Origin of the sequence: Falsiroseomonas ponticola (assembly GCF_016805305.1) — a bacterium.
GTDB classification, from domain to species: Bacteria; Pseudomonadota; Alphaproteobacteria; order Acetobacterales; family Acetobacteraceae; genus Falsiroseomonas; species Falsiroseomonas ponticola.
Genome location: NZ_JAERQN010000001.1, coordinates 687,538 through 706,287, shown reverse-complemented (window position 1 = coordinate 706,287; position 18,750 = coordinate 687,538). Strand labels below are relative to the sequence as shown.

At 72.6% G+C, this 18,750-nt stretch carries 17 protein-coding genes; 11 read left to right on the top strand and 6 right to left on the bottom strand.

What is annotated here, in order from left to right; all coding sequences use genetic code 11:
* The first annotated feature begins 43 nt into the window (after positions 1-43).
* The 7 genes from JJI54_RS32570 (at position 44) to JJI54_RS03415 (ending at position 5,067) form a co-directional block, all read left to right on the top strand.
* The gene (locus JJI54_RS32570; protein WP_203070939.1) at positions 44-880 is read left to right on the top strand and encodes a PaaX family transcriptional regulator; all 837 of its coding nucleotides are present in this window, start codon (positions 44-46) and stop codon (positions 878-880) included.
* Positions 881-952: 72 nt separating this feature from the next.
* On the top strand, positions 953-1,960 hold the full coding sequence (gene paaA, locus JJI54_RS03440; protein ID WP_203070937.1) for a 1,2-phenylacetyl-CoA epoxidase subunit PaaA: 1,008 nt from the start codon (positions 953-955) through the stop codon (positions 1,958-1,960).
* A gap of 5 nt (positions 1,961-1,965) precedes the next feature.
* Positions 1,966-2,253 (top strand): 1,2-phenylacetyl-CoA epoxidase subunit PaaB, encoded by a 288-nt coding sequence (paaB, locus tag JJI54_RS03435; RefSeq protein ID WP_203070935.1) that lies wholly within the window; start codon positions 1,966-1,968, stop codon positions 2,251-2,253.
* Position 2,254: 1 nt separating this feature from the next.
* A complete protein-coding gene (paaC, locus tag JJI54_RS03430) occupies positions 2,255-3,013 on the top strand; it encodes a 1,2-phenylacetyl-CoA epoxidase subunit PaaC (RefSeq protein WP_203070933.1) in 759 nt (252 codons plus the stop codon).
* Entirely contained in the window at positions 3,010-3,504 is a 495-nt protein-coding gene (gene paaD / locus JJI54_RS03425) for a 1,2-phenylacetyl-CoA epoxidase subunit PaaD (RefSeq protein ID WP_203070931.1), read from the top strand. Before paaC ends, paaD begins: the two co-directional genes overlap by 4 nt.
* Positions 3,505-3,514: 10 nt before the next feature.
* Complete coding sequence (locus JJI54_RS03420; RefSeq protein ID WP_203070929.1) at positions 3,515-4,594, top strand: 2Fe-2S iron-sulfur cluster-binding protein; 1,080 nt, start codon at positions 3,515-3,517, stop codon at positions 4,592-4,594.
* 35 nt (positions 4,595-4,629) lie between these two features.
* Positions 4,630-5,067, top strand: coding sequence for an RES family NAD+ phosphorylase (locus tag JJI54_RS03415; RefSeq protein ID WP_203070927.1), 438 nt, complete (start codon positions 4,630-4,632; stop codon positions 5,065-5,067).
* A gap of 15 nt (positions 5,068-5,082) precedes the next feature.
* Here the strand turns inward: JJI54_RS03415 and dnaN are convergent, their stop codons facing one another.
* The 3 genes from dnaN to JJI54_RS03400 all read right to left on the bottom strand — a co-directional run bounded on the left by dnaN (position 5,083) and on the right by JJI54_RS03400 (position 8,463).
* Positions 5,083-6,210 carry a DNA polymerase III subunit beta gene (dnaN, locus tag JJI54_RS03410; RefSeq protein ID WP_203070925.1) on the bottom strand — a complete coding sequence of 376 codons (1,128 nt, stop codon included), beginning with the start codon at positions 6,208-6,210 and terminating at the stop codon, positions 5,083-5,085.
* 134 nt (positions 6,211-6,344) lie between these two features.
* A complete protein-coding gene (gene speB / locus JJI54_RS03405; RefSeq protein ID WP_203070923.1) occupies positions 6,345-7,379 on the bottom strand; it encodes an agmatinase in 1,035 nt (344 codons plus the stop codon).
* Positions 7,380-7,653: 274 nt separating this feature from the next.
* Positions 7,654-8,463: a gamma-glutamyl-gamma-aminobutyrate hydrolase family protein gene (locus tag JJI54_RS03400; protein ID WP_203070921.1), complete on the bottom strand. Its 810-nt coding sequence runs from the start codon at positions 8,461-8,463 to the stop codon at positions 7,654-7,656.
* 199 nt (positions 8,464-8,662) lie between these two features.
* Here JJI54_RS03400 and JJI54_RS03395 point away from each other — a divergent pair, with 199 nt between their 5' ends.
* Positions 8,663-9,637 (top strand): Bug family tripartite tricarboxylate transporter substrate binding protein, encoded by a 975-nt coding sequence (locus JJI54_RS03395; RefSeq protein ID WP_203070919.1) that lies wholly within the window; start codon positions 8,663-8,665, stop codon positions 9,635-9,637.
* Between the two features lie 101 nt (positions 9,638-9,738).
* On the top strand, positions 9,739-10,773 hold the full coding sequence (locus JJI54_RS03390) for an SAM-dependent methyltransferase (RefSeq protein ID WP_226381357.1): 1,035 nt from the start codon (positions 9,739-9,741) through the stop codon (positions 10,771-10,773).
* 35 nt (positions 10,774-10,808) lie between these two features.
* On the opposite strand, the gene JJI54_RS03385 is transcribed toward JJI54_RS03390, so the two are convergent.
* On the bottom strand, positions 10,809-11,999 hold the full coding sequence (locus JJI54_RS03385; RefSeq protein ID WP_203070917.1) for a serine hydrolase: 1,191 nt from the start codon (positions 11,997-11,999) through the stop codon (positions 10,809-10,811).
* 467 nt (positions 12,000-12,466) lie between these two features.
* Between JJI54_RS03385 and JJI54_RS03380 the strand changes: the two genes are divergently transcribed.
* Positions 12,467-14,020: a GMC family oxidoreductase gene (locus tag JJI54_RS03380; RefSeq protein ID WP_318987458.1), complete on the top strand. Its 1,554-nt coding sequence runs from the start codon at positions 12,467-12,469 to the stop codon at positions 14,018-14,020.
* 105 nt (positions 14,021-14,125) lie between these two features.
* A complete protein-coding gene (locus tag JJI54_RS03375) occupies positions 14,126-15,664 on the top strand; it encodes a tetratricopeptide repeat protein (RefSeq protein WP_203070913.1) in 1,539 nt (512 codons plus the stop codon).
* Between the two features lie 170 nt (positions 15,665-15,834).
* On the opposite strand, the gene JJI54_RS03370 is transcribed toward JJI54_RS03375, so the two are convergent.
* Together JJI54_RS03370 and JJI54_RS03365 are read right to left on the bottom strand one after the other, a co-directional pair.
* Positions 15,835-16,260 carry a DUF488 domain-containing protein gene (locus JJI54_RS03370; protein ID WP_203070911.1) on the bottom strand — a complete coding sequence of 142 codons (426 nt, stop codon included), beginning with the start codon at positions 16,258-16,260 and terminating at the stop codon, positions 15,835-15,837.
* Positions 16,261-16,345: 85 nt separating this feature from the next.
* Positions 16,346-18,655, bottom strand: coding sequence for an NADP-dependent malic enzyme (locus JJI54_RS03365; protein WP_203070909.1), 2,310 nt, complete (start codon positions 18,653-18,655; stop codon positions 16,346-16,348).
* Between the last annotated feature and the right edge of the window lie 95 nt (positions 18,656-18,750).

Here is an 18,750-nt window from a genome sequence, read left to right as displayed (position 1 = left end):
GCAAGTGTTGCCTGGCCGGCATGGTGGACGCAGTCTGCCCCGCATGCCCGACCCCTCCGCCCTGGAGGCGCTGACGAAGCGCCTCGGCCCGCCCCGCATCGCGAGCCTGATCGTGACGATCTGGGGGGATGCCGTGGCGCCGCGGGGGGGATCGCTGTGGCTGGGGTCGCTGCAGCAGATCCTCGACCATTTCGGCTGCAATCCCGGGCAGGTGCGCACCGCCATGTCGCGGCTGACGGAGGAGGGGTGGCTGGCGCGCAATCGCGTCGGCCGGAATTCCTTCTACCGGCTGGGGCCGCGGGGGGAGGCCGCCTTCGGCGCGGCGGCGCGGCGCATCTACCGCACCGTGCCGCCGGCCTGGGACGGCCAGTTCCGCCTGGCGATGACGAGCGACCCGGCGGTGGTGGAGGCGCTGGTGGCGAGCCAGTTCGGCCAGGCGGCGCCGGGCCTCTGGATCGGCCTGCGGGGGGCGGCGGAGGCCCTGCCGGCGGCCGCCACGGTGCTGATGGCGACGCCGCGCCACCTGGCGGAGGCGCGGGACCTGGCGGCGCGGGCCTGGCCGCTGGAGGCGATCGCCGCGGCGCATGAGCGCTTCGTCGAGGCCTTCGCGCCGCTGGACGAGCTGCGGCCGGAGGCGGCGGAGGCGCTGCCGCTGCGCCTCAGGCTGGTGCATGAGTGGCGGCGGATCGCGCTGCGGGACCCGGCGCTGCCGGATGCGCTGCTGCCGGAGCGCTGGCCGGGGCGGGATGCGGCGGCGCTGGCCGCGCGGCTCTATGCGCGGCTGGTGCCGGCGGCGGAGGCCTGGCTGGACGAGGCGGGCCGGGCGGAGGCGGGGCAGCTGCCGCCGGCGGAGCTGGCGGGGCGGTTCGGGCTCGGCTGACGTGTTACGTCATTCTTGCTTTACTTGGCGGTATCTGTGACATAACCTCCCCCGAAAGCGGAGGAGGCGCCGGTGTACACCCAGGCCCTGAGCCAGAAGGATGTGGCGCCGGCTTCGGGCCCGGCGGAGGATCCGGAGCGCCTGGCGCGGTTCGAGGCGCGGGTCGCGGCCGAGGACAAGATCGAGCCGAATGACTGGATGCCGGAGGCCTACCGGCGGACGCTGACGCGGCAGATCAGCCAGCACGCGCATAGCGAGATCGTCGGCATGCTGCCGGAGGGCAACTGGATCACCCGCGCGCCGAGCCTGCGCCGCAAGGCGGCGCTGCTGGCCAAGGTGCAGGATGAGGGCGGGCACGGGCTCTACCTGTATGCGGCGGCGGAGACGCTGGGCACGGGGCGCGAGGAGCTGGTCGACCAGCTGCTGTCGGGCAAGGCCAAGTATTCCTCGATCTTCAACTACCCGACGCTGAGCTGGGCCGATATCGGCGCGATCGGCTGGCTGGTGGATGGCGCGGCGATCATGAACCAGATCCCGCTCTGCCGGACGAGCTACGGCCCCTATGCGCGCGCCATGGTGCGCATCTGCAAGGAGGAGAGCTTCCACCAGCGGCAGGGCTACGAGATCATGCTGACGCTCGCGCGCGGCACGGCGCAGCAGAAGGCGATGGCGCAGGATGCGCTGGACCGCTGGTGGTGGCCCTCCCTGATGATGTTCGGCCCGCCGGACGCGGAAAGTGCGCATACCGACCAGTCCATGCGCTGGAAGATCAAGCGCTTCACCAACGATGCGCTGCGCCAGCAATTCGTCGATGCGACGGTGCCGCAGGGCCATTTCCTCGGGCTGACCTTCCCGGACCCGGCGCTTCGGTACGACGAGGAAGCGGGGCATTGGCGGTATGGCGCCATCGACTGGGAGGAGTTCCGGCAGGTGCTGGCCGGGAACGGGCCCTGCAACCGGGAGAGGCTGGAGGCGCGGCGGAAAGCCCATGCGGAGGGCGCCTGGGTGCGGGAGGCGGCGCTGGCGCATGCCGCCAAGCGCCGCGCGCGCCGCGCCGCGATGGCCGAGGCGGCGGAGTGAGCGCGATGAGCGAAACCCCCATGCCCATCTGGGAAGTCTTCGTGCGTGCCCGCGCGGGACTCGCGCATCGCCACGCCGGCAGCGTGCATGCGGCGGATGCGGAGATGGCGCTGCAGGCGGCGCGGGATACCTATACGCGGCGCGGCGAGGGGCTCTCGCTCTGGGTCGTGCCGTCCTCCGCCATCACGGCGAGCGACCCGGCGGACCGGGATTCGCTGTTCGAGCCGACGGCGGACAAGATCTACCGCCACCCCACCTTCTACGAGGTGCCCGACGAGATCGGGCATATGTGAGATGACGACGATCACCGTCGCTGCCTCGCCTTTCGTGGAGGCGCTCCTCGCCCGCGCGGATGACGCGCTGGTGCATGCGCATCGCCTGTCCGAATGGTGTGGCCATGCGCCGATGCTGGAGGAGGATCTGGCGCTGGCGAATGTCGCGCTGGACCTGCTCGGCCAGGCGCGGTCGCTGTACCAGTACGCGGCGGAGGTCGAGGGCGCGGGGCATGGCGAGGATGACTTCGCCTATCGCCGCGACGCCCCGCAATTCCGCAACGCGCTGATCTTCGAGCTGCCGCGCGGCGATTTCGCGGAGACCATCGCGCGGCTGTTCCTGGCCAGCGCCGTGATGCTGCCCTGGTGGCAGGCGGCCATGTCCTCCCCCGATGCGCGGCTTGCCGCCATCGCGGCCAAGGCGGAGAAGGAGGTGACCTACCATCTTCGCCATGCCGGGGAATGGATGATCCGGCTGGGCGACGGGACGGCGGAAAGCCGGGCGCGCGCGGCGGCGGCGGTGGCGAAGCTCTGGCCCTATACCGGCGAACTCTTCATCGCGGAGCATGGCGCGGTGGCGCTGCTGCTGCCCGATCCGGCATCGCTGCGCCCGGCCTTCGAGGCGACGGTGGCGCGCGTCCTGGCCGAGGCGGGGCTGGAGCGGCCGCGCGATGGCTGGATGCAGAAGGGCGGGCGCCGCGGCGTGCATACCGAGCATCTCGGCCACATGCTGGCGGTGATGCAGCATCTGCAGCGCGCCTATCCCGGGGCGACGTGGTGAGCGTCGTCACGCTCGACCTGGCGCGTGCCAGGGCCATCGCCGGCGCGGTGGTGGACCCGGAGATTCCGGTGCTGGGCATCGGCGATCTCGGCGTGCTGCGCGATGTGCGGATGAGCGGTGGCGGGGTGGAGGTGGACATCACGCCGACCTATTCCGGCTGCCCCGCCATGAACGTGATCGCGTGGGAGGTGGAGGCCGCGCTGGCCTCCGCCGGGTTTCCGCAGGTGCGCGTGCGGCTGGTGCTGTCGCCCGCCTGGACGACCGACTGGATAACGGAAGCCGGGCGCCAGGCGCTGCGGGACTACGGCATCGCGCCGCCGGCGAAGCGGGCGGGGCGGCGCGCGCTGTTCGGCGCGGATGACGACACGCCCTGCCCGCGCTGCGGCAGCGCGGCCACGGAGAAGCTCTCGGAATTCGGCAGCACGGCCTGCAAGGCGCTGTGGCGCTGCACCGCCTGCCGCGAGCCCTTCGATGCCTTCAAATGCCTGTAGCGAGGCGCCGATGAACGCCGTGTCCACCCGTTTCCATCCGTTGCGGGTCGTCGATGTTTCCCGTGAAACAAACGATGCCGTCGCCATCACGCTGCAGCCGCCGCCGCAGGCCGATTTCCGCTTCACGCCGGGCCAGTACCTGACCTTCCGCCGCGTGGTGGAGGGGGTGGAGCAGCGGCGGAGCTATTCGATCTGCTCGGGCCTGGATGACGGGACGCTTCGCGTCGGCATCAAGCGCGTCGCGGGCGGTGCCTTCTCGACCTGGGCGGTGGAGCGGTTGAAGCCGGGCGATGTGGTGGAGGCGATGGCGCCGGAAGGCCGCTTCGGGCTGATGCCGGATGCGGCGGCGGCGCCCCGCACGGTGCTGGGCATTGCCTGCGGCAGCGGGATCACGCCGATCCTCTCCATCGCCGCCAGCCTGCTGGCGCGGGAGCCGCGCGCGCGCTTCGTGCTGCTCTACGGCAATCGCGACGCCGCCGGCATCATGTTCCGGGAAGCGCTGGAACGGCTGAAGGACCGGTACCTGTCCCGCTTCGCCGTTGTGCATGTGCTGAGCCGGGAGAAGCATGAGCTGAGCGCGCTGCATGGGCGGCTCGATGCCGCGCGGATCGCGGCGCTGCTGCCGGGGCTGGTGCCGGTGGGCGCCGTCGACGCGGCGTTCCTCTGCGGGCCGGAGGGGATGGCGGAGGGCGCGCGCCAGGCGCTGGAAGGGCTCGGGATGGATCCCGCGCGCATCCAGGAGGAACGCTTCACGCCGGCCGCCGGCGCCTTGCCCCGCCCCCGGCCCGTGGCGGCACCGGAAGCGCCGCCGGCGGCGATGGCGACCATCACCGTCGATGGCGTCACGCGCGACGTGCCGATGGCATCGGGGGAGACGGTGCTGGAGGCCGGGCTGCGCGCGGGGCTCGACCTGCCCTGGTCCTGCCGCGGGGGCATGTGCTGCACCTGCCGGGCGAAGGTGACGGAGGGCGCGGTCGCGATGGCGACGAACTACTCGCTCCAGCCCTGGGAGACCGAGGCCGGCTTCGTGCTGAGCTGCCAGGCGCGGCCGCTCGGGGCCAGCGTCTCGGTTGATTACGACGCCAGCTAGCAACTCGGCGCGCCGCCGCCGCGTCATCGGGGCCGATGGACGAACTGACGGGCTGGCAGATCTGCCGCGAGGGCCAGGTGGGGCTTTCCGGCGACAAGGCGCGGGACGGGCAGCGCTGGAACAGCCCCGGCCGCGCGCTGGTCTATCTGTCCGAGCATCCCGCGCTCGCGGTGCTGGAAGCGCGCGTGCATCTCGACATGCCCTATGCCGGGGTCACGCATGACCATGTGCTGGTCCGCGTCGCGCTGCCCGCGGATGTCGAGGTGGTGGCCGCCATGCCGGAGGATCCGCGCGCGGCCGGCGATGGCTGGATCGCGGGCGGGCGGAGCGCGGTGCTCTCCGTGCCCTCCATGGTGCTGCGGGAAGGCCGGAACCTGCTGCTGAACCCGGCGCATCCGCGGGCGGGCGAGGCGCGCATCCTGGCCGTCACGCCCTTCCGCTTCGATGAGCGGTTGTGGGGAGGCTGTTCCTAGCCTCCCCGCCCGTCGTCACACCCGCATCGGCATCAGGACGTAGAGCGCTTCCGGCTTCGCGCTGTCCGTCACGATCGTCGGCGCCGATCCGTCGGAGAAGCGGAACTCCACCGTCTCCGCGATCTGGTCGGTGATGTCGTTGAGGTAGCGGGCCTGGAAGCCGATCTCGATGGGGGCGTTCTCGTAGCTCACCACGTCGCCATCCAGCTCCTCCTGCGCCTGGCCGAGCTCGGCGCTGGCGGCGGAGAGCAGCAGGTGGTTGCGGTCCACGCTGAGCTTCACGGGGCGCGACCGCTCGCTGCTGATGCCGGCGACGCGGCCGACGGCCTCGGCGAAGTCCTTCTTCGTCACCTTCAGGATCTTGTCGTTCCCGCGGGGGATGACGCGCTCATATTCCGGGAAGGTGCCGTCGATCAGCTTGGAGGTCAGCTGCACCGGGCCGAGGGTGAAGCGGATCTTGGTGTCGGAAAGCGCGACGGCGATCTCGTCCTGCACCTCCTCCGCCAGCTTGCGCAGCTCGTTCACCGTCTTGCGGGGGATGATGACGCCGGGCATGCCGCTGGCGCCGTCCGGCAGCGGCTCCTCCACGCGGGCCAGGCGATGGCCATCCGTGGCCACGGCGCGCAGCACCTTGGCGCCGCCGGCTTCCGTCGCGTGGATGTAGATGCCGTTGAGGTAGTAGCGCGTCTCCTCCGTGCTGATGGCGAAGCGCGTGCGGTCGATCAGTTCCCGCAATTGGCCGGCCGGCAGCGCGAAGCGGTGCGGGAGCTTCCCTTCGGTCATCGAGGGAAAATCCTCGACCGGCAGGACGGCGAGCTTGGCGTCGAAGCGGCCGGCGCGGAGCGTCAGCTGGCTGTCGCCGCCGGGGTGGTCCAGCTCGATCTTCGCGGACTCGGGCAGCTTGCGGACGAGTTCGAACAGCGTCGCGGCGGGGGCCGTGGTGCGGCCGGTGCGGGCGACGGTGACGCCCGGCACTTCCTCCACCACCGCGATCTCCATGTCGGTGGCGGTCAGGCGCAGGCCGCCATCGCGGGCTTCCAGCAGCACATTCGCCAGGATGGGGATGGTGTTGCGCCGCTCCACCACGCTCTGCACATGCGCGAGCGCCTTGAGCAGCACTGCCCTGTCCACCGTGAACTTCATGGCACCCGATATCCCGACGTTCTGAAGCGGCCCCGGGGCGGACCCGCCCCCAGGCCCCATGGCCCCCGATAACGGACCCTACATAACAGGCCGGAATCGCTTGTTGAAGGCGGGGTTTTCCTAAGTTTCCGGCCCTATCGGCGGAACGAAGGCGCGCGGGCGAGCAGGCAGATCACCTGAAACATGACCTGGGCGCCGATCTGGGCGGTGGCGGTCGATCCATCATATTGCGGCGCGACCTCCACCACATCGCCGCCCACCACGTCGAGCCCCGCCAGGCCGCGCAGCAGCTCCAGCACCTGGACCGGCGCCAGGCCGCCCACTTCCGGCGTGCCGGTACCCGGCGCGAAGCCGGGATCGACGGCATCGATGTCGAAGGAGACGTAGATGGGCCCCGTCGCCACCTGGCGGGCGCGTGCGATGACGGCGGGGATGCCCATGGCCGCCACCTCATGCATCGGCAGCAGGGTCATCCCTGACGCGGTGGAGAATTCCCAGAGGTAGCCGGCGCCGCCGCGGATGCCGATCTGGATGGTGCGGTCGGGGTCCAGCACCCCCTCCAGCACCGCCTGGCGGAAGGGGCCGCCATGGTGGAAGCGGGTGCCCTCGTACTCGCCCCCCGTATCGGCATGGGCGTCGATATGGACCATGCCCAAGGGGCGGTCCCGGCCCAGCGCCTTCAGGATGGGCAGGCTGATGGAATGGTCCCCGCCGGCGGAGACCAGGCGGATGCCGGCCGCGTGCAGCCTGGCCACATGCGCCTCGATATCCGCATGGCATTGTTCCAGCGAGAAGCGGGACGCCATGGGCACGTCGCCGATATCGGCCACGCGCGCCTCCGTCAGCGGCGCCATGTGCAGGGCGGGCTCATAGGGGCCGATGCGCTCCACCGCGCGGAGGGCGCGCGGGCCGAGGCGCGAGCCCGCGCGGTTGGTGACGCCGAGGTCCATGGGCACGCCGAGCAGCCCGATCTCCGGCGGGTTGGCGATCGGATCGGCTTCGAGGCGCGCGCCGCAGAAGGTCGAAATGCCGGCGAAGGGCCAGGCGCGGCGGTCGCCCTGGAACTGGCTGTCGATGATGCGGCGGAAGAGGGGGTCCTCGGTCTCCCCGGCGCCGGAGGCCGCGGCGCCGAAGCGCGCCTTGAGTCCCGCGAGCCTGTCCTGGTCCATGATGGGTGCCCCTTGCGATGCGGCCATGATGCGCTCGGAAAAGCGCCCGGTCAGGGGGGTGACCGGGCGCCACGCTAACGTTCCGATCGGAATGGTCGGGCGAGCCGGCAGGGGAACCGGGCTTCGTCCACCGGCGAAGTCAAGGCCGGCACGGGAAGGTTAGCCCGCCGCAAGCCCCGCTTGCAAAAGGCGAATGCATGTCCGACCGGGAAAATCGGGCATGGCCAAGGCAGGTCGCGTGGACGTGAAGCGCGTGGCGATGGTCGTTGCGGAGTCAGGCCGCGGCGCGTCGCGCGGCGGCGGCTTCCGGCCTTCGTCCCGCGGCCCAGTCGGCGCAGGCGGCGCCGAAGACCTCGAAGATCGTGCGGCTCAGCGCGTCATGCTCCCAGTCATATTCCGGGTGCCATTGCACGCCCATGGCGAAGCCCGGCGCATCGGCGACGCGCACGGCCTCGATCGTGCCGTCGGGCGCCCAGGCTTCCGCCACCAGGCGCGGCGCGATGCGGCAGATGCCCTGGTTGTGCAGCGAGTTCACCGGCACCGCTTCCGGCCGGAAGCGCAGCCCCGCCGCCGCCCAGATTTTTGCCAATTGGCTGTCGGCCGAAAGGCGCACGGGGTGGGCCTTGCCGGTGCGGACTTTCGGAAGTTTCTGATCCGAGGGGGTGGAATGGTCGAGGCGGCCGGGCAGGTCCTGGATGCGCTGGTCGAGCGAGCCGCCGAGCGCGACGTTGAGTTCCTGGAAGCCGCGGCAGATCGCCAGCACGGGCAGGCCGGCCGCGATGGCGGCGCGGATCAGGGGCAGGGTCGTGCTGTCCCGCGCCACATCCTCCGGCGTGCCCTCGGCATGGGCGGGGCCCTGGTAGTGGTCGGGATGCACGTTGGACCGGCTGCCCGTCAGCATCAGGCCATCGAGGCGGGGCAGGATCTCCGGCACCAGCGCCTCCCCGGCCGCGGGCAGCAGCACGGGGACGCCGCCGATCGGGCCGAGCGTGACCCGGATGTAGCTGTCGGACGCCGCGTGATTGGGCGTGGCGAAGATGCCGAACGCCTTCACGCAGCAGGAAATGCCAATCATCGCGCGCATGCCGCGAATGTCCTGCCTCGGTATGGCAGGATCAAGACAGGTTTCGGGTTAATCGCGCGCTGACTGCGCATGGCTGGCCCTTGTTGCCGCATTGCCGGGCAGGGAATGCCCGCGCCGGGCGCCATGGGGCCGCGCATTCCGGTTGCGCCGGGCGCGCGGGCCCGCAGAATGGCCGCCCTGAATTCCAGGAGATCGGGGCATGGTCGGACGTCGGGGGCTCATCGCGGGCGCGGCGGGGTTGGGGGTGGCGGGCCTGGCGCGGGGCGCGGCCGCGCAGGCCGCCTGGCCGGACCGGCCGCTGCGCTGGATCGTCGGCTATCCGCCGGGCGGCGCATCGGACGCCTTCGCGCGGCTGATCGCGGCGCAGATGGGCCCGCGGCTCGGCCAGAACGTGGTGGTGGAGAACCGGCCCGGCGGCGGCGCCGTGCTGGCCAGCGAGATCGTCGCGCGGGCCCCGGCGGATGGCTACACCTGGATGCATGTGGACAACGGCATCCTGACCTACAACCCGGCGCTCTATGCCCGGCTGCCCTACGACCCGGACCGGGATTTCGCCGGTGTGGGCTTCATCGGGCGCTTCCCGCTCTACATCGTGGTGCGGCCCAATGACCCGGTGCGGGATTTCGCGGGCCTCGTCGCGGCATCGCGGGCCAAGGCGCCGACCTATGGCACGCCGGCCGTCGCCTCCCCCCACCACCTGGCGATGGAGCTGGTGAAGCGGCGCACGGGCCTGGCGGCGGAGCATGTGCCCTATCGCGGCGGGCCCGCCGCCATGCAGGACCTGCTGGCGGGCAATGTGGACGTGGTGGTGATCGACACCGCGACGGGCACGCCCTTCATCCGCGATGGCCGCGTCCGCGCGCTCTGCGTGATGAGCGAGGCGCGCAGCGCGCTGTTCCCGGAGGTGCCGACGCTCCGCGACCTGGGCCATGACGCGGTCGCCTATGGCTGGCAGGGGATGAGCGTGCCGGCCGGCACCCCCGCCCCCGTCATCGCCCGGCTGGCGGAGGAGATGATCCGGGCCATGACCTCGCCCGAGCTGGCGCGGCGGCTGGCGGACCTCGGCATCGAGTACCAGCCCTGGACGCCGGCGCAGTTCAACGCCTTCGTGGCGCAGGAGAACGCGACCTGGCGGCCGCTGATCCGGGACCTCGGCATCCGCCTGGATAGCTGAGGCGCGCGCATCCCCGGCGCGGCCGGCGGCCGCCCGGGGGGCATGGCCCCACCCCATCCCACCCGTTGCCCCGGGCGGGATTCGGGGGCAGAGGGAGCGGCATGGACAGACACGGCATGCTGCGGCGCGTTTCGGCGCTGATCACGCGCGGGCGGCAGGGGGTGGCGGACCTTGCCAGCCGCGCCGCCGGACCCTCGGCGGAGGCACGGCACGCGGCGTGGAACACCAAGGTGCTGGGCTCCGCCTTCGCGCGGCAGCTCTATGCCAGCGGCATCGCCGGGCCGGGGGTGCCGCCGCAATCCTTCCCCGTGCAGGTGCGGCTCACCTCCGGCCTCTGCCGCCAGGCGGATATCGAGCAGCCCTGGCTGCACTACTGGTGCGCCCGGCTCGGCATGCTGCCGGTCTATCACCGCAAGGTGTGGGAGGATTGCTTCGTCGCCCAGGCGCTGTGGGAGGCCGGCATGCTGAACGGCCGCCGCCGGGCGCTGGGCTTCGCCGTGGGGCGGGAGATGCTGCCCGCCTTCTTCGCCGCCCATGGGGTGGAGGTGCTGGCCACCGACCTGGCGCAGCAGGAGCAGGCGGCGCGGGGCTGGCAGGCGACGGGGCAGCATGCCAGCGAGCTGGACGACCTGTTCTGGCCGACGCTGGTGGAGCGCGAGGTCTTCGACCAGCGCGTGACCTTCCAGCCCGCCGACATGCGGCGCATCCCCGATGAGCTGGCCGATGGCGGCCGGGATTTCGTCTGGTCCGTCTGTTCCCTGGAACATCTGGGCAGCATCCAGGCGGGCCTCGATTTCGTGGTGCGGGCCATGGACTGCCTGCGCCCCGGCGGCATCGCCGTGCACACCACGGAATTCAACATGGCCGCCGAGGGGCCGACGCCGGAATCCGGCGTCACCGTGCTGTTCCAGCGCCGCCACATCGAGGCGCTGGGCGAGCGGCTGGCGGCGGCGGGGCATGAGCTGCTGCCGGTGGATTTCGACCCCGGCCGGGGCGTGCTGGACCAGTTCGTGGACCTGCCCCCCTTCGCGGAGGAAGGCGGCGCGCTGCCGGTGGCGGATACGCCACATCTGCGGCTGGCCATGGGCGAGCATGTCGCGACCTCGATCGGGCTGATCATCCGCAAGGCCCGGTAGGGCCCGCGGATGGCGGGCCGGCCCGGCCGGGGCGGTCAGGCCCCGATGATCGCGCGCAGCTCCAGGGCCAGCGCCAGGCGCTCCGCCGTCGGGTGGTTGCGGTTGGCGAGGATGACGAGGCCGAGCCCCCGCCCCGCCGCATAGGCCGCGTAGCCGCCGAAGCCGTTGGTCGCGCCGGTCTTGTTCACGAAGGCCCCGTCCGGGGGCGGGAGCGGCGGCGACAGCGCCGCGGCGGCGTTCGGGCGGAGCACCATGCCATCGGCGTTCCCGGCGGCGATCGCCTCCGCCGTGGCGGGCGGGGGGTACCATTCCCAGATCGCCCCCTGCGTCAGCGCCCCGCTGCGGTAGCGGCCCAGGGGCAGCGCGGCGAGCGCGGCGCCGAGCGGCGCGGGCGGGGGGAGGAGGCCCATCTGCGCCTCCACCAGCCGCAGCAGGTCGGGGGCCGTGGCCCGCAGGCCATAGGCTTCCAGGTCGAGCGGCCCGGGCGCCAGGCGGATCGGCCGGCCATCCCGCGTATGGCCCTGCGCATAGGCGCCCTGCCGCGCGGCCGGCACCGCATGCCAGCTGGCCTCGAGGCCGAGCGGGCGCAGCACGCGGTCCCGCGCCAGGGCGGCGAAATCCCCCCCCAGCGCCCGCGCCGCCACCACGCCGAGCAGGCCGATGGAGGGGTTGGCATAGGCGCGCAGCGTGCCGGGCGGGGCGGGCGGCACCCAGGCGCGGTACCAGGCCGCCGCATCCGCCCAGCCCCGGACCTCGGCGGGGAATTGCAGCGGCATGCCGCCGGTGCAGTGGGTGGCGAGGTGCAGCAGGGTCAGGCGATCCGTGCCGGGGCCGCTGATCTCCGGCACATGGCGGCCTGGCGCATCCTCCCAGCGCAGGCGCCCCTCCTCCACCGCCAGGGCGGCGAGGGCCACGGTGACCAGCTTGCTGAGCGATCCGAGTTCGAACAGCGTCCCGTCCCCCACCGGCGCGGCGCGGGCGGGATCGGCCATGCCGAAGAAGAAGAGGCGCCGCCCCGCGGGGCCGGCGAGGCCGATCGCCAGGCCCGGCGCGCCCGTCCGTTCCATGAAGGCGCGCGCGGCCTGCGCCACCCGGGCCTCGAGCTCCGGCGCGAAGGCGGCGAGGCCGGCGGTGGGCAGCGCCGTGGCGGAGAGAAGGCCGGCCGTGACGGCGCGGCGGGTGGGGGCCGCGGGATGCCGGGCCGGGGCATGTCGTGAAGGGGTCATGGCCGGCTGGGCTATCAGCGCCCCCGCCGCCGGCAAGGCGCCTGGCCGGCGGCCAGGGTTGCGGAGATATCGCTTGGCGGGGCCAGGCCCTTGGCGCGCCTGGCGGAATCGCCCGGCCCGCCCGGGGGCGCTCCGCCGGATGTGAAGGGGGCATCCCGCCAGCCGCCCGGATCGGGGGGGAAAACGCGACGCCGCTAAGGGACCATTCATGGGGCTCCCGCATGATGACCCAAGGCGGCCCGAGGCTGCCCCGCCAGGAGGGCGCACCCCATCGCCAGCGGGGAGCCCCGCCATGCCCAGCATCACCGCCCTTCCCTTCCGCGCCCGCACCCCGGTGCGCGACTTCCTGCGCAACCTCCGCCGCTGGCTGACCTACCGGCCGGAGCGCGCCTATATGCGCGGGCGCTGAGCGGCCGGTATCATCGCCCCCCTCAACCGGGGCATGGGGATCGGGCGCCTTGCATGACGTGATCGTGGTGGGGGGCGGGTCCGCGGGCGCGACCCTCGCCGCCAGGCTCTCCGAAGACCCGCGCCGGCGCGTGCTGCTGCTGGAAGCGGGGCGGGACTGGCGGGCGGCGGAGGCCCCGGCCGCGCTGCGCAGCCCCAACATCATCCCCTTCATGCACCACCCCGCCCACCAGGCGGAATGGCAATGGCCGGGGCTGATGGCGCGCCGCACCCGGGCGCAGGCGCCGCGCTTCTACTGGCGCGGCCGGGCCCTCGGCGGGTCCTCCACCGTCAATGCCCAGATCGCCATCCGCGGCGTGCCCGCCGCCTTCGATGCCTGGGCGGAAGCGGGCTGCGAGGGCTGGTCGGCATCCCGCGTCATGCCGCTGTTCGACGCGATCGAGGACGATGCCGATTTCGGCGCGCCCGGCCGCAAGCAGGGCGGCCCCCTGCCGGTGTGGCGCATGCCGGAGGATCGCTGGGGCGCGGTGGACCGCGCGCTGCGCGACGCCGCGCTGGCCGCGGGGCATCCCTGGAAGGCGGACCTCAACGCGCCGGAGGGGGAGGGCATTTCCTGCAACCCGATCAACCTGCGCGACGGGCGGCGCGTGACCACCAATGACGGCTACCTGGAGCCGGCCCGCGGGCGGCCGAACCTGGAGATCCGCGGCGAGGCGCTGGTGGACCGCGTGGTGTTCGAGGGCAGCCGCGCCCGCGGCGTGCGGGTGCGCTTCGGCGACGGGCCGTGGGAGGAGGTCGCGGCGCGGCAGGTCGTGCTCTGCGCCGGCGCCATCCATTCGCCGGCCCTGCTGATGCGCAGCGGCATCGGGCCGGCGGCCGATCTGCGGGCGCTCGGCATCGCGGTGCGGCATGACCAGCCCTCGGTCGGCGCGCATCTCATGGACCATCCGATCCTGCGCGCCAGCCTGGCGCTGAGGCCGGGCCACCGGGCGCAGGGCGCGGAGGCGCGCCACACCAATTGCTGCGTGACCTATTCCAGCGGGATGGGCGGCGAGCGGGACATGATCCTGATCGCCTACAACCATCGCGGCCTGTCCGGGGATGACGACCCGGCGCCGAACGGGGCGATCGGCATCGCGCTGTATGACGCGCTGTCGCGCGGGTCCCTGCGGCTGGCCTCCGCCGACCCCGCGGCGCAGCCGGAGGTGGAGGAGAACATGCTGGACCATCCGCTGGACCGCGCGCGGATGCGCGACGGGGTGCGGCGGCTGGCGCAGCTCTGCGCCCTGGATCCCGTGGCGGGGATCGCGGAGGCCATCACCTTCGGGGAGACGGCGCTGACGATGGAGGAGGCTGCCTCGCTGCCGGATGCGGCGCTGGACGCGCTGATGCTGGCGGAGGCCGGGGACATCCAGCACGCCGCCGGCACCTGCCGCATGACGGCGCATGAGGATCCGCGCGGCGTGGTGGACCCCGACCTCCGGGTGCGCGGGGTGGAGGGGCTGCGCGTGGCCGATGCCTCCATCATGCCGTCGGACTGCCGGGCCAACCTGCACTTCACCTGCGTGATGATCGGGGAGATGGCGGCAAGGCGGATGGCCGCGGATGCGTGACGGAAGCCCGGTCATGGACAAGGGCCGGCCGATCTGGGACATCACCGCCGCGCCGGTCTTCCCGGCGGGCGGCCGCTTCGGTTGCCGCCCCGGATGCCAGTGGGGATGACGAGGCTGCACGAGACGCTACCCCCCCCGACGCAGGATGAGGCGCTGGCGGAAGGCCGGGCCCTGCTGCGGGCCGGCCGGCTGGAGGCGGGCCTGGCCGCGCTGGAGGAAGGCTGCCGGCGCTTCCCCGAGGCGCTGGCCGAAGGCGGCGCGCCGCTGTTCGGCCTGGCCTATGTGGAGGCCGTGCTGGCGGCCTGGGATGGCGGCCCGCAGACCACCGGGCGGCGCCTGGCGCTGCAGGCCCGGCTGGTCGGGCTGATCGACCGCCACCCCGGCCTGGTGCTGCCGCGGTTCCAGTGGCTCGACTTCATCCTGCGGTCGCAGCGGCAGTTCGGCGGGCCGGTCCGCACCCATCTGTGGAACCGGGCCGTCGTCCATCCCGCCGTTCCCTTCCCGCACCTGCTGCGCCTCGTCTCCTTCGCCTTCCATGCCAGGACGCGGGAGACGCTGCGCCTGGCGGCGGCGCCGCTGCGCGGCCGGCTGGCCGCGCGGCTGGCGGCCCATGGCGCGGAGGATGTGCCGGTCTGGTGCCAGCTTGCCGACATCCACCTGCTGGAGGATGAGCTGGACGCCGCCGAGGCCTGCTACCGGACCGCGCTCGGCCAGGATGCGGGCTGCGCGCGGGCGGTGGCGGGGCTGGCCTGCGTGGCGCTGGGGCGCGGCGCGATGGAGCTGGCCTGCGGGCTGGCGACCCGCGCGGCGGACCTGCTGCGGGAGGCGGGGGAGGCGGAGGCGGCGGCGGCGATCGACGGGGCCGTCATGCTGTGGTCACGCCGCCTGGCGGTGCCGGCGCCGGCGAGCCTGGAGGTCGTCTTCTTCTGCCACGTCTCGGGCAAGCTGCATCGCAACGCCCATCTCGGCGCGCCGGGGCTCGGCCTGCTGGAGGCCGCGGTGCGGTCGCTGCGGCAGTCGATCGAGCTGCCGGAGGGTGTGCCGATGACGGTCTTCTACGACCATCGCGACACCGCCATGAACCGCGCCTTCCTGGCGAACCTGATGCGGTTCTGCGAGGCGGAGGGGCTGGGCCTGGTGATCAACACCGAGCACGGGCTGCGCCGGCAATGGCTGCACGCCTTCGGCCGCGGCACGGCGGAGCTGGTGATGGTGGTGGAGCAGGACCATGAATTCATCCCGCCCGGCCCGTCGCTGGCCGGGATCCTGGACCTCTTCGCCCGCCGCCCGGACATCAACCAGCTGCGCCTGAACCGCCGGCCGAATGTCGCGGTGGGCTTCGACGCGCTGCTGGCCCAGGCGGCACAGGATAAGGCGGATGGGGTGACCATCACGGCGCGCTTCTCCAACACGCCGCAATTCCTGCGCCGGGACTTCTACGCCGGCGTGGTGCTGCCCCGCATCGACCACGATATCGGCAATGACGGGCGTAACCAGGGCGCGGGCGGGGTGGAGGACAACATCAACCCCTGGCTCCGGCGGCTGGAGGCGGTGATCGGCGTGCCGGCGGTGATGCGCCTGGCGGGGCTGGCGATCTGGGGCCAGCCGGGCGACGAGGCGCGCTGCGCGCATCTGGGGGTCTGATACCGATGTGCGGAAATGCTGACGCATTTCCGCCCTCAAGCGCCGGCGCGGCCATCCGGCCGCTTGGCTTCGCCGCATAAGCGGCGGGCCGCATTCGCGGCCTCGGCCGACGGTGTCGGCCGCAGGTCACGACATGGGCTCGGCAGTATGATACCGGCGGCCGGCGCCGTTCACGGCGCGAGGTGCGTGACCGGCAGGCCCAGCGCTTCCGCCACCAGGGTCCGGTGGCAGCGGCGGTGGTCGGCTTCCAGGCAGAGCAGGCAGACGGGCTCCCGCCGCGCCTGCTCCCGCAGGTCGGCCAGCGCGGCCTGGGCCTCGGTGCCCGCCAGCGTCGCGGCGAAGATGCGCTTCATGTCGTCGGGCCGGCCTTCGCGCACGGCCTGCCGGCCTTCCGCGGGGGTGCCGAGGGCGCGGAGGTGGCGGTAGCCGATGCCCGCCTCCTCCAGGCTGGCGGAGAGCGCCCGCTTGGCGAAGCCGGGGCGCCGGCTGTTGGCCAGCGCCCGGACATCGACCAGCGTCCTCACCCCGGCGCCGGTCAGCGCCGCCAGCAGCCTGGCGGGCGTCGTCTCCTCATAGCCGATGGTGAAGACGGTCATTCCCTACCCCTCAGGCACGCCTGCGGCGTGAGGCGTGGCCTCCGGCCCGCTTCGCTGCCGCAGGTTGCTCATCCGGCCTGCCGTCTCACTTCGGCAGGGCGGCGTGGGCGGCGAGGCAGGCGATGTCGAGGATCTGGTTCACCCCCGCCTCCATCCCCACGATCTGCACCGGCGCGGAGAGGCCCATCAGCAGCGGGCCGATGGTCTGCGCGGAAGTGAGGCGCGGCGCCGCCTTGGTCAGGATATGCGCGGCATGCAGGCCGGGCATCACCAGCACATTGGCCGGGCCGGTCAGGCGGCAGAAGGGATAGAGCTTGGCGCGCAGCTCCGGGTCCAGCGCCACATCGGCCGCCATCTCACCATCGTATTCGAAATCGACCTCCCGCTGGTCCAGCAGCTTCACGGCATCGCGGACATTGCCGGGGATGCTGCCCTTGGGATCGCCGAAGGTGGAGAAGGAGAGGAAGGCGACGCGCGGTTCCTGCCCGATGCGGCGGGCAGCCGCCGCGGCGCGGATGGCGATTTCCGCCAGCGTCGCGGCATCCGGCCGTTCATGGATGGCGGTGTCCGCCACCAGCACGGTGCCCGACCGCCGCGCCAGCATCAGCGTCAGCCCGAACAGCACCGTATCCGGCGCCGGGTCGATCGCCATGCGCACGCCCTCCAGCGCCGCGGCGTAGCTGCGCGTCACGCCGGTGACCATGGCATCCGCATCGCCATTGCCGACCATGCAGGCGGCGAAGACGTTGCGGTCCAGGTTCACCAGGCGCTGGCAGTCGCGCAGCAGGAAACCCTCCCGCTGCCGCCGGGCGTAGAGCCATTCGGCATAGGCGCCGTTCTTGGCGGAGACGCGGGCGTTCTGGATCTCGATCCCCTCGCCCAGCGGGATGCCGAGGGAGGCGACGGTGGCGTTCACCCGGTCCTCCCGCCCCACCAGGATCGGCGTGCCGTAGCCGGCGTTGCGGAAGGCGATGGCGGCGCGGATGACCTTCTCCTCCTCCCCTTCCGCGAAGACCACGCGGCGGGGATGGGCGCGGACATTTTCCGCGATCGCCTCCATCGCGCCGGCGGTGGCATCGAGGCGCCCGGCGAGGTCGCGGGCGTAGCGGGCGAGGTCGGTGATCGGCTTGCGGGCGACGCCGCTTTCCATCGCCGCCTTGGCGACGGCGGGGGAGACGCGGGAGATCAGGCGCGGGTCGAAGGCGTTGGGGATGATGTAGTCGGGGCCGAAACGCAGCGACTTGCCGGCGCCGGCGCCCGCCACCTCCTCCGGCACATCCTCCCGCGCCAGCATGGCGAGAGCCTCGGCGGCCGCGACCTTCATCGCATCGTTGATGGTGGAGGCGCGGACATCGAGGGCGCCGCGGAAGATGAAGGGGAAGCCGAGGACGTTGTTGACCTGGTTCGGGTAGTCTGACCGGCCGGTCGCCACGATGCAGTCGGGGCGCACGGCGCGCGCCTCATCCGGCGTGATCTCGGGGTCGGGGTTCGCCATGGCGAAGATCACGGGATTGGGCGCCATGCTGCGCACCATGGCCGGCGTCACGGCGCCCTTCACGGAGAGGCCCATGAAGCAGTCGGCGCCCTCCATCGCCTGGGCCAGCGTCCGCGCCGGCGTTTCCACGGCATGGGCCGACTTCCACTGGTTCATGCCCTCCGTCCGGCCGCGATAGATCACGCCCTTGGTATCGGCCAGGATGACGTTCTGCGGGCGGATGCCCATGGCCTTGACCAGCTCGGCGCAGGCGACCGCGGCGGCGCCGGCGCCGTTGATGACGAGCTTCACCGACTTCAGGTCACGGCCCGTCAGGTGGCAGGCATTGATCAGCCCCGCGGCGGCGACGATCGCCGTCCCATGCTGGTCGTCATGGAAGACGGGGATGTCCATCAGCTCCCGCAGCCGCTGCTCGATGACGAAGCATTCGGGGGCCTTGATGTCTTCCAGGTTGATGCCGCCGAAGCTGGGGCCGAGGTAGCGGACGGCGTTGACGAAGGCGTCCACATCCTCCGTCGCCACGCAGAGGTCCATGCTGTCCACATCGGCGAAGCGCTTGAACAGCGCCGCCTTGCCCTCCATCACCGGCTTGGAGGCGAGGGCGCCGAGGTTGCCGAGGCCGAGCACGGCGGTGCCGTTGCTGATGACGGCGACGAAATTGCCCTTGGAGGTGTAGTCATAGGCCAGCGACGGGTCGCGATGGATCTCGAGGCAGGGCGCCGCCACGCCCGGGCTGTAGGCCAGCGAGAGGTCGCGCGCGGTGATCAGCGGCTTGGTGAGGCGGATCTCCAGCTTGCCGGGCCGGCCCTCGGCATGCATGGCGAGCGCTTCCTCGCCCGTCACCCGGGCCGTGCGTGTATCCGCGACGGCCTCGACGGAGTTCTTGCGCGCATCATCCATGGTGCTTGATTTCCCCCAACCTTCAGCCCCCGTTATGCGACCGAAGGCGGCGGGGCGAAAGCCGGTCGCTTCGCGATTGCGAGGGGCTTAGCGGC

Coding starts and splice junctions, on each gene's coding strand:
- JJI54_RS03390 (WP_226381357.1), top strand. CDS start 9,739: ATGGACAGACACGGCATGCTGCGGCGCGTTTCGGCGCTGATCACGCGC.
- speB (WP_203070923.1), bottom strand. CDS start 7,379: ATGGACCAGGACAGGCTCGCGGGACTCAAGGCGCGCTTCGGCGCCGCG.
- JJI54_RS03375 (WP_203070913.1), top strand. CDS start 14,126: ATGACGAGGCTGCACGAGACGCTACCCCCCCCGACGCAGGATGAGGCG.
- JJI54_RS03420 (WP_203070929.1), top strand. CDS start 3,515: ATGAACGCCGTGTCCACCCGTTTCCATCCGTTGCGGGTCGTCGATGTT.
- JJI54_RS03395 (WP_203070919.1), top strand. CDS start 8,663: ATGGTCGGACGTCGGGGGCTCATCGCGGGCGCGGCGGGGTTGGGGGTG.
- JJI54_RS03365 (WP_203070909.1), bottom strand. CDS start 18,655: ATGGATGATGCGCGCAAGAACTCCGTCGAGGCCGTCGCGGATACACGC.
- paaB (WP_203070935.1), top strand. CDS start 1,966: ATGAGCGAAACCCCCATGCCCATCTGGGAAGTCTTCGTGCGTGCCCGC.
- paaC (WP_203070933.1), top strand. CDS start 2,255: ATGACGACGATCACCGTCGCTGCCTCGCCTTTCGTGGAGGCGCTCCTC.
- JJI54_RS03415 (WP_203070927.1), top strand. CDS start 4,630: ATGGACGAACTGACGGGCTGGCAGATCTGCCGCGAGGGCCAGGTGGGG.
- JJI54_RS03400 (WP_203070921.1), bottom strand. CDS start 8,463: ATGCGCGCGATGATTGGCATTTCCTGCTGCGTGAAGGCGTTCGGCATC.
- JJI54_RS03370 (WP_203070911.1), bottom strand. CDS start 16,260: ATGACCGTCTTCACCATCGGCTATGAGGAGACGACGCCCGCCAGGCTG.
- dnaN (WP_203070925.1), bottom strand. CDS start 6,210: ATGAAGTTCACGGTGGACAGGGCAGTGCTGCTCAAGGCGCTCGCGCAT.
- JJI54_RS32570 (WP_203070939.1), top strand. CDS start 44: ATGCCCGACCCCTCCGCCCTGGAGGCGCTGACGAAGCGCCTCGGCCCG.
- JJI54_RS03385 (WP_203070917.1), bottom strand. CDS start 11,999: ATGACCCCTTCACGACATGCCCCGGCCCGGCATCCCGCGGCCCCCACC.